The organism is Knoellia aerolata DSM 18566 (assembly GCF_000768695.1).
Lineage (GTDB): Bacteria > Actinomycetota > Actinomycetes > Actinomycetales > Dermatophilaceae > Knoellia > Knoellia aerolata.
Window position 1 is genome coordinate 134,460 of the sequence record NZ_AVPL01000002.1, and the last position, 13,737, is coordinate 148,196.

Annotated in this window: 13 protein-coding genes, 1 tRNA gene and 1 pseudogene; 9 read left to right on the forward strand and 6 right to left on the reverse strand. The window is 71.4% G+C overall.

Features of this window, described 5'->3' with window-relative positions:
* Nucleotides 1-120 precede the first annotated feature (120 nt).
* Complete coding sequence (locus N801_RS19480; protein ID WP_052112502.1) at nucleotides 121-1,749, forward strand: FG-GAP-like repeat-containing protein; 1,629 nt, start codon at nucleotides 121-123, stop codon at nucleotides 1,747-1,749.
* A gap of 9 nt (nucleotides 1,750-1,758) precedes the next feature.
* Here the strand turns inward: N801_RS19480 and N801_RS01855 are convergent, their stop codons facing one another.
* Nucleotides 1,759-2,139, reverse strand: a complete 381-nt coding sequence (locus tag N801_RS01855; protein ID WP_035932371.1) for a DUF3037 domain-containing protein — start codon at nucleotides 2,137-2,139, stop codon at nucleotides 1,759-1,761.
* Entirely contained in the window at nucleotides 2,136-2,900 is a 765-nt protein-coding gene (locus N801_RS01860) for a HipA family kinase (protein WP_035932374.1), read from the reverse strand. The genes N801_RS01855 and N801_RS01860 overlap by 4 nt, the downstream gene beginning before the upstream one ends.
* A 55-nt stretch (nucleotides 2,901-2,955) precedes the next feature.
* On the opposite strand from N801_RS01860, the gene N801_RS19485 reads away from it, so the two are divergent.
* The 4 genes from N801_RS19485 (at nucleotide 2,956) to N801_RS21450 (ending at nucleotide 6,888) form a co-directional block, all read left to right on the forward strand.
* Nucleotides 2,956-4,479 (forward strand): serine/threonine-protein kinase, encoded by a 1,524-nt coding sequence (locus N801_RS19485; protein WP_052112503.1) that lies wholly within the window; start codon nucleotides 2,956-2,958, stop codon nucleotides 4,477-4,479.
* A 29-nt stretch (nucleotides 4,480-4,508) separates the two neighbouring features.
* The gene (locus N801_RS01870) at nucleotides 4,509-5,402 is read left to right on the forward strand and encodes a bile acid:sodium symporter family protein (RefSeq protein ID WP_035932245.1); all 894 of its coding nucleotides are present in this window, start codon (nucleotides 4,509-4,511) and stop codon (nucleotides 5,400-5,402) included.
* Between the two features lie 96 nt (nucleotides 5,403-5,498).
* Nucleotides 5,499-6,143, forward strand: coding sequence for a response regulator (locus N801_RS01875; RefSeq protein ID WP_084108041.1), 645 nt, complete (start codon nucleotides 5,499-5,501; stop codon nucleotides 6,141-6,143).
* Between the two features lie 490 nt (nucleotides 6,144-6,633).
* Nucleotides 6,634-6,888, forward strand: coding sequence for a hypothetical protein (locus N801_RS21450; protein ID WP_245618160.1), 255 nt, complete (start codon nucleotides 6,634-6,636; stop codon nucleotides 6,886-6,888).
* 176 nt (nucleotides 6,889-7,064) lie between these two features.
* Here the strand turns inward: N801_RS21450 and N801_RS21845 are convergent.
* The 3 genes and pseudogenes from N801_RS21845 to N801_RS01890 form a co-directional block, all read right to left on the reverse strand.
* A pseudogene (locus tag N801_RS21845) lies at nucleotides 7,065-7,571 on the reverse strand (GerMN domain-containing protein); the annotation flags it as partial.
* Nucleotides 7,568-8,950 carry a HAMP domain-containing sensor histidine kinase gene (locus N801_RS01885; RefSeq protein ID WP_052112505.1) on the reverse strand — a complete coding sequence of 461 codons (1,383 nt, stop codon included), beginning with the start codon at nucleotides 8,948-8,950 and terminating at the stop codon, nucleotides 7,568-7,570. The pseudogene N801_RS21845 and the gene N801_RS01885, both read right to left, overlap by 4 nt.
* Nucleotides 8,947-9,756: a winged helix-turn-helix domain-containing protein gene (locus N801_RS01890; protein WP_245618161.1), complete on the reverse strand. Its 810-nt coding sequence runs from the start codon at nucleotides 9,754-9,756 to the stop codon at nucleotides 8,947-8,949. The genes N801_RS01885 and N801_RS01890 overlap by 4 nt, the downstream gene beginning before the upstream one ends.
* Nucleotides 9,757-9,778: 22 nt before the next feature.
* Here N801_RS01890 and N801_RS01895 point away from each other — a divergent pair, with 22 nt between their 5' ends.
* The 3 genes from N801_RS01895 (at nucleotide 9,779) to N801_RS01900 (ending at nucleotide 12,107) form a co-directional block, all read left to right on the forward strand.
* The gene (locus tag N801_RS01895; protein WP_156996409.1) at nucleotides 9,779-10,399 is read left to right on the forward strand and encodes a hypothetical protein; all 621 of its coding nucleotides are present in this window, start codon (nucleotides 9,779-9,781) and stop codon (nucleotides 10,397-10,399) included.
* Between the two features lie 201 nt (nucleotides 10,400-10,600).
* On the forward strand, nucleotides 10,601-10,795 hold the full coding sequence (locus tag N801_RS20530) for a hypothetical protein (protein ID WP_156996411.1): 195 nt from the start codon (nucleotides 10,601-10,603) through the stop codon (nucleotides 10,793-10,795).
* A gap of 85 nt (nucleotides 10,796-10,880) precedes the next feature.
* Nucleotides 10,881-12,107: a DUF2254 domain-containing protein gene (locus tag N801_RS01900; protein WP_211254650.1), complete on the forward strand. Its 1,227-nt coding sequence runs from the start codon at nucleotides 10,881-10,883 to the stop codon at nucleotides 12,105-12,107.
* Between the two features lie 99 nt (nucleotides 12,108-12,206).
* On the opposite strand, the gene N801_RS01905 is transcribed toward N801_RS01900, so the two are convergent.
* A tRNA-Leu gene (locus tag N801_RS01905) sits at nucleotides 12,207-12,291 on the reverse strand.
* Between the two features lie 103 nt (nucleotides 12,292-12,394).
* On the opposite strand from N801_RS01905, the gene N801_RS01910 reads away from it, so the two are divergent.
* Nucleotides 12,395-13,723 (forward strand): M20/M25/M40 family metallo-hydrolase, encoded by a 1,329-nt coding sequence (locus N801_RS01910; RefSeq protein WP_035932249.1) that lies wholly within the window; start codon nucleotides 12,395-12,397, stop codon nucleotides 13,721-13,723.
* The last annotated feature ends 14 nt before the right edge of the window (nucleotides 13,724-13,737 follow it).

Consider the following 13,737-nt stretch of genomic DNA (forward strand, 5'->3'; position numbering starts at 1 on the left):
CGGTTCGAGGATGAGGCGTGGGGAGTGGTCCGCATCTCCCGTCCCACCCTGCGGCAGCCGAGGAACCCCAGGGGTGGGCCGGGGTACTCTGGCCCGGCTCGCGACGCGAAGGAGTGCCCGATGGAGACGACGACGTCCGACGGACGACTGGTGGCCGCCATCGGCGCCCGCGCCCGCGGCATGCTCACCGCGGTCCTTGCGGCCCTCGTGGCCGGCACCTCGCTGGGTCTCGGACCGGCCTCCCCGGCGGCCCGGGCCGCCCCGGTGCCCGTGAACGCCACAGCGGCCCAGGACTGGAGCGGTGACGGCCGCGCCGACATCGTCGCGCCCACCAGGGACGGCACGCTGTGGCTGTACCGCGGCAACGGGGCGGGCGGGTTCTCCGGCGCGAAGACCGCGATCGGGTCGGGCTGGAACGGTCGCGACCAGATCCGCATGGTCGGCAACTGGGACAACCTCGCCGGCACCGACATCATCGCCCGCGACCCCGGCACCGGCGCACTGTGGCTCTACTCCGGCAACGGCACCGGTGGCTTTCGGCAGTACCGCGCCATCGACGACGGCTGGCAGATCTTCAGCCACATCTTCTCGCCGGGCGACTGGGACGGCGACGGCCACACGGACCTGTTGGCCACCGTCAAGAGCGACGGCTCCCTGCGCATGTACCGCGGCAACGGATCCGGAGGGTTCCTGGGCATGCGGGTCGTCGGTTCCGGCTGGGCTCCCTACGACGGGCTCATGATGACCGGGGACTTCGACCGCGACGGCCTGCCGGACTTCCTCGCCCGCAACGCCGCGAGCGGGGACCTGCGGCTGTTCCGGAGCAACGGCTCCGGCGGGTTCACCACCACCCGCAAGGTGGGCACCGGCTGGTCCGTCTTCACCGGCCTCCTCGGCGTCGGCGACTGGTCCGGTGACGGCCGCAGCGACGTCCTCGCGCGTCTCAGGGACGGCGACCTGCGGATGTACCGGGGCAGCGGCACCGGTGGGTGGCTCTCTCCCCACCCCACCGTCGGGCGCGGCTGGGACACCCTCCGCTTCCCCGGGGAGAGCGGCACCAGCGCGCCCGTCCCCGTCCCCGTCCCCACGGGGACCCTGTGCACGAATCCCACCTTCACGACGAGCCACCCCAACGGCGGCATCACCGACCGTGGCTACTACGTGCACAACAACCTCTGGAACGCCAGCAAGTACCCGGGCACGACCGGCACGACGGAGGTGTGCAGCTACCGCTCGTGGAACCACACGGCATACGCCTCGAACGCCTCCGGCAACGGCGAGGTCAAGACCTACCCGAACGTCCACAAGGACTACTCCGGGCGGACCATCTCCAGCTTCCCCCGCCTGACCTCGACCTTCGCGGCGACGGCGCCGGGGCGTGGGATCTACAACGTCGGCTACGACCTGTGGCTCAACGGGGTGCCCAACGACGAGGTGATGATCTGGACGGACAACTACCGGCAGGTCCCTGCGGGGTCGCGCTTCGCCTCGGGCGTGAGCCTGAGTGGCTACACGTGGGACGTCTACGCGACGAGCGGCAACGGCTACATCGCCTTCGTCCCGTCCGGCGGGGCACGCCTCACCTCCGGGACCCTCGACATCTTGGCGATGCTCAACTACCTCGTCGCCCGGGGACGGGTGTCCGCCAGCGCGACCGTGGACCAGATCTGCTACGGAGCGGAGATCGTCGACACCGGGGGCTCCAGGGCCACCTGGCGGTTCACGGACTTCTCCATCACCGACACCTGACGGGTCGGGTCAGCGGACGAGCCGGTCGAGCAGCACCCGGAGCTCGGCCGCGGGGTCCTCGGCCGTCCCGCCGTGGACGCCGGAGGGCTGGATGACCGTGCTCCGCGGTGCACTCAGCCAGCCGAACCGCTTGCCCGGTGTCGGCAGGCGGGGGCGGCCCCCGCCGTCGGTCCCGGCGCAGACGTCGTCGACGACGGCCAGCGACGCCGACACGGCGTCGAGGTCGAGCTCCGGCGCCAAGGCCCGCAGGCGCGTCTCGTCGACGTGGCAGGCCGCGCCGAGGAAGCCGGCGGACTGCGAGAACAGCACGACGCCCACGTTGACGCACTCGCCACGGTCGACGCGCGGGACGCACCGGAGGACGACGTACTGGTACGGGTGGGCGCTCATCGGGCCGCCTCCCACCAGGAGTCGGCGCTCTCGAGCCGGCGGGTGAGGTGCTCGACGTAGGCGGCACGCACCTCCGACGGTCCGTCCAGACCCGGTGCCGGCTCGAGCCACTCGTCCGGGACGAGGTCGACGACGGCCGTGATGACGTCCGTCGTGAGCACGGCCGCAGCACGGCGGTGCGCGGCGGACAGGTCGCCGACGACGTCGCCGAGGACGTGCTCGGAGGCGTCGAACGGCTGGATGGCGAACCGGCTGGCGTCCGGGCCGCGGCTCGGCCACGAGTGGTGGAACCAGATCGCGGCGCCGTGGTCGATGACCCACACCTCCCGGTGCCAGAGCAGGAGGTTGGGGTTGGACCACGTGCGGTCGACGTTGGCCGTGAAGGCGTCGAGCCAGACGATGTCGGCGGCCTCGTCCCCCGTGGGCGGCCGCGAGCCGTCGTAGCCGAACGACCCGGGCAGGAAGTCCACGGCGAGGTTGGCGCCCGGGCTGGCGTTGAGCAGGTCCTGGACCTCCTCGTCCGCCTCGTAGCGGGCGATGGCCGCGGGCATGTCGATGACCGCCATCTGCGGGATGCGGATGCCGAGCCGACGGGCGAGCTCGCCCACGACGACCTCGGCGACGAGGACCTTGAGGCCCTGGCCGGCCCCGCGGAACTTGACGACGTAGGTGCCGTCGTCGGAGGCCTCGACGAGCCCGGGCAGGGAGCCACCCTCTCGCAAGGGCGTCACGAACCGCGTGGCGGTGATGTGGGGCAGCACGTCCACAGGCTACGGGAGGGACTAGGGTCGACGAAGCGCCCACGCGAGGAGAGGTATGAGCCAGACTCAGGGGCGGCTGCTCGGCGGCCGCTATCGACTCGGTGCCCCGTTGGGGCGTGGCGGCATGGCCGTCGTGTGGCGGGCCGACGACGAGATGCTCGGGCGTGAGGTCGCCGTCAAGACGCTCGACCTCACCGGTCCCGAGAGCGACAACGCGGGGGAGCGCTTCCGCCGCGAGGCGCGAGCGACGGCCGCGCTCAACCACCCCCACATCGTCACGGTCTACGACACGGGCGTCGAGAACCAGACCGCATACCTCGTCATGGAGCTCCTTCCCGGTCCGACGCTCGCGGAGCGGGTCCGGGACGAGGGCCCGCTGCCCGTCGAGGACGTGCGGACCATCGGCCACGAGGTCGCGGAGGCCCTCCAGGCGGCCCACGACGCCGGGATCATCCACCGCGACATCAAGCCGGGCAACATCGCCTACGCCGCCGACGGCACGGTGAAGGTGCTGGACTTCGGCATCACCCAGCTCGTCGACGAGGCGCTCGGCCACCACGCGCTGACGATGACCGACACCATCGTCGGCACCGCGGAGTACCTCGCCCCCGAGCAGGCGACCGGGCAGCGCGTCGACGCCCGGGCCGACCTCTACGCCCTCGGCTGCGTGCTGACCACCCTGCTCACCGGCGCCCCGCCGTTCACGTCGCCGACCCCGGTCGCGATCCTCATGAAGCACGCCCACGACCCCGCGCCGGACGTGCGCGACCTGCGCCCCGAGACCCCCGCCGACCTCGCCGAGCTCGTCACCGGGCTGCTCGCCAAGGATCCCGCGCACCGACCCCAGTCCGGGCGTGAGGTGGCCCAGCTCCTGCGCCAGCACCGTGCCCCCGCGCTCACCGAGGTCCTGCCCGTCGCGGCCGGAGCGGCGCCCACGGCCGTCGCCCCGCTCCCCGAGCCGCTCCCCGCCCCGGTCCACGACCGGTGGGACGAGCCCCCGCGCGAGATCGAACCCGAGCAGAAGAGCTCGAAGGCCTGGCTGTGGCTCCTCCTGCTCGCGGCCGCCCTGGCCGCCGCCGCCGTCTGGTACGTCCTCCAGGGCCGTGCCGACCCGTCGGACGAGAACCCGTCCCCCACCCCGACCCCGAGCGTCGTCCAGACCTCGGACTCGCCCACCCCCACGCCGACCTCGGAGACGCCGTCGCCGACCCCGACCGTGACCATCACGGAGTCCCAGACTCCGACCCCCCCCGCCAGCTCGCCCAGCCCGAGCGTCACGCCGGTGGACACGGCCACAGCGGTGACCGAGGCGACGGCGGTCATGCAGACCGCGGTCCGCGACGCCCGGCAGTCCGAGGACATCGACCCCGACATCGCCCAGACGATCGCGGGCAAGCTGCGCGACATCGACCAGGCCGTGCGATCCGAGGACGCCGCCGCCGTGCGGTCGCTCGTGGGCGACATCGAGGGTGAGCTGACCCAGGCCGCCGGGCAGGACGAGCTGACCCAACCGGGGGCGGCCGCCCTCGCCGGACCGCTCGACAGCCTCAGGCGGGCGGCCGACGCCTACCAGCCCTGATCGAGGTGACTCGGCGGTAACCTCCGCGCATGGACTCCGCGCTGCTCACCGTCGGCCTGCCCGTCGCCCTGGCCGTCATCATGTTCGGGCTCGGCCTGGACCTCACCCCGGACGACTTCCGCCGCGTGGTGCGCCACCCGCGCGCCGTCACGGTCGCGCTGGCCTGCCAGGTCCTCGTGCTGCCGCTGGTCGCCTTCGCGCTCGTGAGCGCGTGGGACCTCGACCCGCTGCTCGCCGTGGGCTTCATGGTGCTCGCGGCGTCACCGGGCGGGACCACGGCCAACCTCTTCAGCCACCTGTTCCGCGGCGACGTCGCCCTCAACATCACGCTGACCGCGCTGAACTCCGTCCTCGCGATCCTCACCCTGCCGCTCATCGCCAACCTCGCGATCTCGCGGTTCCTCGACGAGGGGGACCGCGTCGGCCTCCAGGTCGACAAGATGCTCCAGGTCTTCGCGATCGTGCTCGTGCCGGTGCTCATCGGCATGGTCGTCCGCCGCCGCTCGCCGGACTTCGCAGCCCGCATGGACCGCCCGGTACGGATCGCCTCCGCCCTGCTGCTGCTGCTCGTCGTGGTGGGCGCCATGCTGGGGGAGAGGGACAACATCGCGGGATACCTCGCCGACGTCGGTCTCATCGCGGCCCTGTTCTGCGTGCTGTCGCTCACCATCGGGTATGCCGTGCCACGCCTGCTCGGGCTCGCGCGGCCGCAGGCGATCGCGAGCGGGTTCGAGATCGGGATCCACAACAGCACCCTGGCCATCGCCATGGCGATCACCGTCCTCGAGAGCACCCCGATGTCGATCCCCCCGGCGGTCTACGGCGTCATCATGTTTCCCATCGCGGCTGCGTTCGGGCTCGTCGTCGGCGGCCGGCGCGCTCACGGCGACATCAAACTGTCGGAAGTGCACAATCGTGTCTGACATTCGTGTGAATATGAACCAGTGAGTCCGCAGACACCAGAGTCCAGTGGGCGGGCCCTGTCGTCACGGGGGGCGCGCGACACCATCCGCATCGTCATGGCCGATGACCACGAGCTGTACCGGCGTGGCCTGGAGGCCATGATCGGCACCGAGCCCGACCTCGAGATCGTCGCCGAGGCGTCCACGGCAGCCGACGCCGTGCGGGCCGTCCTGACGCACGAGCCCGACGTCGTCCTGCTCGAGGTCCGCCTGGGCGGCCAGAGCGGCATCGACGCCTCCACGGCGATCAAGATGCAGGCACCCAGCACGAGGGTGCTCATCCTCACCGCCTCCGAGGACGCGACCGACCTGTTCAAGGCACTGCTCGTGGGAGCCAGCGGCTACCTGCTCAAGTCGCTCCCGGCCGAACAGATCGTCGAGTCGGTCCGCCTCGCCCACGGGGGTGAGGTCATGGTGCCCCCGCCCATGGCTCGTCACCTCGTGGCCGAGTACTCCCGGTTGGCGGGTCGGTCGCCCAGCGACGTCGAGCAGGAGCGGACGCGGGCCCTCACCGAGCGCGAGCTCGAGGTGCTGACGCTCATCAGTCACGGCAAGCCCAACCGCGAGATCGCCCTCAACCTCGCGGTCAGCGAGAACACCATCAAGAACCACGTCCGCAACATCATGGGCAAGCTCCAGGTGACGTCCAGGACCGAGGCGGCCATGCACGCCGTCCGGCAGAACCTCATCCCCGCGACGTGACGTCGGTGACCCGGGGCTCGTGGACCCGGGCTGGTCACTCTCGGTGACGCTCCTTGGGCGGATGTGGCCACGCCAAGATCATCACCGCTGACCCACCGTCGGCAGTGAGCGCCGTCGTACGTTCACAGCAGTGGCCGCAACGACTCCGGGAGGTGCCCGAGATGAGCCAAGGCTGGCAGTGGTGAGACCGAAGGCCCCGTCGCCGACGGCCCGTGAGCGGGTTCGTGGGTGACCGGGTCCACGGCGGCGACAGAGAACGCCCCGAACCTCTGGACTCAGAGGTTCGGGGCGTTCGTCGGTGTCCGAGGGGCACGGCACGCCGGTGAGATCCCACGATGTGGTGCCGCCCGCTGCGGCATGGCACCGCGGATGATCGTCAAGGGTCTGTCACGGAACGGCAACACGGTCAACCGCGGGTCGACACATGGCCTTGCGACAGTGAGGTGGTGAGTTCGACGGCCCATGGGGCCACGACAGGAATGAGGCTGGTATGACCTACGAGAACATCGTCCTCGACAGTCGCGACCGGATCGACTCGAGCACCTCGCACGCGATCGCCGCCGCCCAGCTGCGTGGTGAGGCCCGGGCGCCGGGGAGGAATCCCCTCCAGGTCGTCCGTGCCATCGCCGCCGAGCTCAAGGGGCTCGGACTTCGGCCCAACCTGCGTGAGCTGGCTCGTCGGTACGACGTGGGTGAGTCCACGCCCTCGACGTGGCTCCGTGACGGTGGCGCGGCTCCAGGATGAGTCGACGGGTTCCCGCTTCGTGGGCTTCGGACGTCGTCTGACCGCGCTCCGGTGGAGCCGGCGGCGGCGGTCGTCGGTGCGGTCGGTGGCATGACGAGCTCGGCGTAGTCGCGGGCCCGAAGCGGCCGATCCGTGAGCGCGCCCCCCGGAAGGGGCGCCGCGATGCGGGCTCCGCCCGCGGTCAGGACCACCTCGTCCACCCCCACGACCGACGTGAGGGTGAGGACGATCTGACCGACCGCGAGTGGAAGCCGTCCGGCACCGAGGGCCTGGTCGCCGAGACGGATGTCGATCGTGGCACGGCCATCGGCAAGGTCCGAGAGGGACAGGCGGACCTCGGGTCCGAGTGCGGTGGAGAACCCGGCGGTCCGGTCCCGGTCGGTCGGGCCCTCGACCAACTGCTCGAGCGCGCGTCTCGCACTGGCCCGGACGTCGGTGCCCGGCGGGACAGGCGACGCGGCCAGAAGCGCCTCGTCACGCAACAGGAAGACCTGCGGGCCGCGTGAAGGCCCGGGAGTGTTGGTGGAGGAGGCGGAGGGCGCGGGCGCCGTGAGGTCGTAGGGCACCGACTCGATGGTGCGCGCCGGAGACCCCGACGGGGCGCCGCAGGCGGCGACAGAGCACGCGGCCACGAGTGCGGCGACCAGCGTGGCGATCGCCTTCCCCCGTGCCGCGCACGTCATGCCCCGGCCCCGCGACTGGCCGGGGCGGCCGGGAGACTGAGCACGAAGGTCGCGCCGCCCCCGGGGCGCTCCTCGCACCAGACCGACCCCCCGTGGGCATGGGCGGTCTCCGCAACCAGGCTCAGCCCCAGACCGGATCCCGAGCGGGACCCGCGTGACCCGACCCGGACGAAACGCTCGAAGACCCGGTCACGCTCGGCCGTGGGGACCCCCGGACCGGCGTCCGCGACGCGCACCTGCACCTGGTCGGCGGCGCAGCCGACGGTGACCTCCCGGGTGCCCCCACCATGGACGTCCGCGTTGTCGAGCAGGTTCACCACGGCACGGTGCAGGATGGCCTTGTTGGCGACGACCACGAGCGGGCTGCCCACGAGGGTCACGAGCTCCTCCGGTCGCATCGTGTCCCTCACGGTGTGCGTCACCAGCTCACCCACATCGACAGGCCCGCGGTCCAGCTCGAGGACTCCCGCCTCAAGCCGTCCCAGCTCGAGCAGGTGCTCCAGGGACCGGTGCAGTCGCCGCACCTCCCGTTCGACGAGGTCGGTGGCCGCCCGGCGACGCCCCGTGGCTCCTGCCTCCGTGCCGCGCAACACCGTCACGCTCGTCATCAGGGTGGTCACCGGAGAGCGCAGCTCGTGGGCGACGTCGGCCGCGAAGCGGGCATCGCGGCGCATGCGCTGGTCGAGCGCCTCGACCATCGTGTTGAACGACCCGACGATGACGGCCAGGTCGGGGTCGGAGGTTGCGGGGAGGCGCGTGGTCATCCGGCCGGCCGCGATGTCGGCCGTCGCGGAAGCGACGTCCTCCAGGGGCGCGACGACCCGCGCGGAGGCCGCCCGTCCGATGAGCGCACCCGCCACCGTGGTCACGAGCGCGAAGGCGCCCAGGACCGCAGCCAACGTCCGCAGCGTCGAGTCGAGCTCGGTCGTGGGGGAGAGCTCGTAGAACTGGGCCCGCACGGCGGGGATGGGTACGCCGACGACGATGGCTGGCTGGGTCCCGAGCAGGGTCCACGCCTGTGCGGACTGCCCCTTGGACGCCAGTCGCCGAATGTGGGTGGGGATGGCCTCGGCCTCGGTATCGAGCGAGGAGGAGTACCAGGCTCCGTCGCGCTCGATGACGACCACCGCGCCCGGTGGCGGTGACGTCGAGTCGAGGACTTCGCTGACCTCCGCCCCTGCGGTGAGCAGGCCCTCGCGGACCAGGGCGGCGTCCACGAACGACTGCCGCGCCGCGGTGTCCTCGCGCTGGCCGAGGAGGAAGTGGCGTGCGGTGAGGTAGGTACCGCCCGCGAGCACGGCAGAGATGACCAGTGCCAGCACGGCGAAGGAGACGGTGGACGTGGCGCGCACGCCCAGGTGCGCGCGCCCGATCCTCACGCGCAGTCCAGCCGGTAGCCAAGCCCTCGCACCGTGACGAGAAGACGCGGCTCGGAGGCATCCACCTCGATCTTGGTCCGCACCCGGCGAACGTGGACGTCCACGATGCGCTGGTCGCCGAAGTAGCCGTGGTCCCACACGCGCTCCAGCAGGGCCTGGCGACTCAGGACCTGACCGGCCGACGTCGCGAGCTCGCGCAGCAGGTGGTACTCGGTGACGGTCACGTGGACGGCGTCGGCGCCCCGACGGAGGACACCGGCATGGGCGTCGAGCACCAGCGGCCCGTTCGCGGAGTCGATGACGAACTCTCCCGTTCCTGCATGTGACGGCTCTGCCACGCGCGTCGGCAGTCGACGGCGCAGAGCCCGCAACCGGGCACTGACCTCCTTGATCTCGAACGGCTTGGTCACGTAGTCATCGGCGCCCGCCTCCAGCGCCGCGACGATGTCGTGGGTGTCCGCCTTGGCGCTGAGAACGATGACCGGGACATCACTGCGGCGCCGCACCTCTCGGATGAAGTCGAAGCCGTCCATCCCGGCGCCCAGCATGAGGTCGACGAGGAAGACGTCCACCTCACCGAACACCGGGTCCCGCAACGCGGCCTCCGCGTCGGGGTGCGACGTGGTCTCATACCCCTCGTCCTCAAGCGCCATCGCGAGCGAGACGCGGATCCCGTCGTCATCCTCGAGCACGAGCAGCCTGGGCATCACGGCAGTCTGCCACCGAAGCCGGCCGGCGGGCTCGCCGACGGCGTGCCGGCCGCAGTTGTCATCAAAGCGCAAAGAGATCGCCGTCACGCTCGTCATGTCGTGCTGGCACCGTGCGGTTATGAAGAGGCTCGCAGGACCTCACCACTACATGGACGACCGGTCGCGGTCGGCCGTCCTCGGTCCTCGGCTCGCCAGCCCGCCTCGGGCGGAGGACGGGCCGACGGTGACGAGCCGCCTCGTGGACACGGCGCTCGTGCGCACCGCGAGCGACCCTCGGTGGACGGTCACCTGCGTGGAGTACCCCTACGGAGTCGTCCGCCTCGAACGAAAGGCGCGGCTCACGCAGATCGTCGTCGGCGACCACGTCGGCTCGTCCGAGTCCCTCCAGCGTGGGGAGTCCTTCGCTGCGGCCGCCTGCACCGCCGACGGAGAGCTGCTCGTCGCGGTCCGCGCCGCGCCCCCGGCGATCGTCGTGAACAGGCACGCCTGCCGAACGCGGCCTTGCGACGGAGCCGCGCACGACACCGAGTTCCCGGCTGCCGGCGAGCGTCTGATCCTGCTGTCCTGCGCTGTCTTCGAGGCCGTGCCCGACGTGCTGGTGGACGGCGTCAACGGCGTCGCGTCCGGCCGGCTCACGACGCAGGATCCCGAGAGCCTCCTCATCGACCTCGTGGGTGCTGCCGCGTGTGGAGCCGGGGTCATCGTCGACCACCACCCCTGGGTCGGAAGTGGACCGTGAACCCGAGCCCAGCGTTCATCGACGTGCCGGAGACCTGACACGAGGACCGGCGCACCGGTCCTGTCAGGTCGTGACCGGCGGGTCGCGGTCCTCGACGTCGTTCGCCGGCCGACGGGCGGCTCCTCGTGAACGCGCGCTCGATCCGTCCTCCTGCGCCAACCCTTCTCGGTATAGCCTCCGAGACCAGGCAACCGCAGGGAGGTGTCACGTGTTCTTCGACGACTGGGCGGGTCCGGTGCGAGGAAGGTCGTCGGCATCGCCGGCGAGGAGGTGGCGGCGATCGAGAGACTCGTGAAGTCCGAGGTCCTCGAGGACCGGATCTCCCAGGCCGTGAGCACAGCCGGTCACGCGCGGCTGGCGCTCGCGCCGTCGCGCTCGAGGCGGAGGGCTCCTTGAGCCTGGCCGACGTGCCCACGGTGCTGGTCCACACCACATCCGACGATCTCTGGAAGCCGGGCCCGTGAACGCACCGTGGAAAGCCTTGTCGCACCGTTTCTGGGCGATCCCGCTCCTGTTCGCCATCGCCGCGGTCCTGCTCGCCTTGGGGGTGACAGCGATCGACGACAGGCTCGACACGTCCCTGCGGCTGCCGTTCCTGTTCGCCGGCGGTCCCGAGGGGGCTCGCTCGCTGCTGGCGGCCATCATCACCTCGATGATCTCGTTCACCGGCCTGGTCTTCTCGATCACGATCGTGGTCCTCCAGCTGACGAGCAGCCAGTTCTCGCCCCGGGTCCTGCGCTCCTTCCTCGAGGACCGCTTCAACCAGGTCGCCCTGGGAGTGTTCGTCGCCACCTTCGTCTATGGGCTCGTGGTGCTGCGCGGCGTACGAGGCACCGCTCAGGTCGACCCGTTCGTGCCCCAGATCGGCGTCACGGTCTCCTTTGCCCTCGTCCTCGCCTCGGTGCTCGTCTTCCTCGCCTACATCCACCACATCGCCCAGTCCATCCGTGCTGCCGCCATCCTGGCCTCGATCGCGGACGACACCCGGGCGCTCCTGGACGACCGCTTCCCCGCCGGCGACCAGCCGGCTCCGGTCCTGCCCGCGCGGCCCCTGCCGGGCGGCCCGACGCGCACCATCGCCGCGCGCAGCCCCGGTGTGGTGCAGTGGGTCGACGATTCCGCCGTCGCCTCTGCGGCTGCCGGTCACGGTGTGTCGATCGAGCTGCTGCGTGCCGTGGGGGAGTTCGTCGCCACGGGGGCGCCTCTCGCACTCGTCCATGGGCACGCGTCGTTCGACGACGACCCGGTGCATGCGGCGGTTCACCTGGGTCGCGAGCGCAGCATGGACGAGGACGTGGGGTTCGGCCTTCGTCAGCTCGTGGACATCGCAGAGCGTGCCCTCTCCCCGGGGGTCAACGACCCGACGACCGCGGTGCAGGCGCTTGACCATCTGCACGACATCGTGCGCAGGCTCGCCACCCGCGCCCTGCCGCCGCGGCAACGCACAGCCGACGACGGGCACCTCCTCGTGTCGGTGCCGCAGCCGGGGTTCGACGAGTTCCTTGCCCTCGCCTTCGAGGAGATCGCTCATTGGGGCGAGGACAGCCCCAGGGTCCGGCGCCGCGTGCACATCGCGCTTCGAGACATCGAGGCCGCCGCCCGACCGGAGCACCGACCCGTGGTGGCTCGAGCCATCGCGCGCCAGCAGGGTCCGCCGCCGCATCCAGCCGTGGACGCGTTGTCACCCTCCGACACCGGACTCCGCTGACCCGAAGCCCACGTCGGGGCCCTGGCGGGTTGGCGTCGAAGCAGCCCCAAGCGAAAGCGCTCCACGTCTGTGAACTGCACAGACGTGGAGCGCGACCGGTGTCCGAGGGGGGACTTGAACCCCCACCCTCTATACGAGGACTAGCACCTCAAGCTAGCGCGTCTGCCATTTCCGCCACCCGGACGAGGTGTCTGCATGCTCCGCGGGGCGGTGCCTGCAACGAGCGGGAACTTTACACGGCATACCGGCACAACCGGAAATCGGCTGTGCCACCTAGGCTGGAACGCATGACGCAGACCACGCAGAGCCGCCCCGAGGACGAGGTCGTCGGGATCTGCCAGGACCTCATCCGGATCGACACGTCGAACTACGGGGACGGGACCGGACCCGGCGAGCGCGCCGCCGCCGACCACGTGGCGGCCCTCTTCCGCGAGGTGGGGCTGGAGCCCGAGATCATCGAGTCCGACCCCGGCCGGGCCTCGCTCGTCGTGCGGATCCCCGGCGCCGACCGGGAGCGTGGCGGGCTGTGCATCCACGGCCACCTCGACGTCGTGCCGGCGAACGCGCAGGACTGGGAGGTCGACCCGTTCTCGGGCCTGGAGCGCGACGGCTGCATCTGGGGCCGCGGCGCCGTGGACATGAAGGACATGGACGCGATGATCATCGCCTGCGTCCGGCACATCGCCCGCGAGGGCATCGTCCCGCCGCGTGACCTCGTCATCGCACTCTTCGCCGACGAGGAGGCCGGGGGAGTCAAGGGCTCGCACCACCTCGTCGACACGCGTCCGGACCTCTTCGAGGGCGTCACCGAGGCGATCAGCGAGGTGGGCGGCTACAGCGTCACCGTGCCCACCGCCGACGGAGGCGAGAGGCGCGCCTATCTGCTCCAGACCGCCGAGAAGGGCATCGCCTGGATCCGGCTCACCGCCACGGGGCGGGCCGGGCACGGGTCGGTCCCCAATGACGAGAACCCCATCGCCCGGCTGGCCGAGGCCTTGACCCGCCTCGCCGCGCACAAGTGGCCGCGCGAGTTCATCCCGTCGGTGCGCACGCTGCTCGACGGCCTGAGCGAGCTCACCGGCGTCCCCTACTCCGACGAGGACCTCGACGAGCTGCTCGACCACCTCGGCGGGGCCCAGGGCTTCGTCCGCGGGACGCTGCAGGACACGAGCAACGTCACGATGCTCGACGCCGGCTACAAGCACAACGTCATCCCGCAGCAGGCCAGCGCCAACGTCGACTGCCGGTTCCTCCCCGGACACGAGGAGGAGCTCATGCGCACGATCGCCGACCTCGTCGGCGAGCACGTGAGCATCGAGGTGCTGCACCGCGACATCGCGCTCGACGCGCCCTTCGAGGGCGACCTCGTCGACGCCATGGTCGCCGCCCTGCGGGCCGAGGACCCCGACGCCGAGGTCCTGCCCTACTGCCTCTCCGGCGGCACCGACAACAAGGCGCTGTCGCTGCTGGGCATCACCGGCTACGGGTTCGCCCCGCTCCGCCTGCCGGCGGACCTCGACTTCGCGCCCATGTTCCACGGGATCAACGAGCGGGTCCCGACCGAGTCGCTGAGGTTCGGTGCCCGGGTGCTGCAGCGGCTCATCGAGACCTGCTGACGAGGCGGTCCACC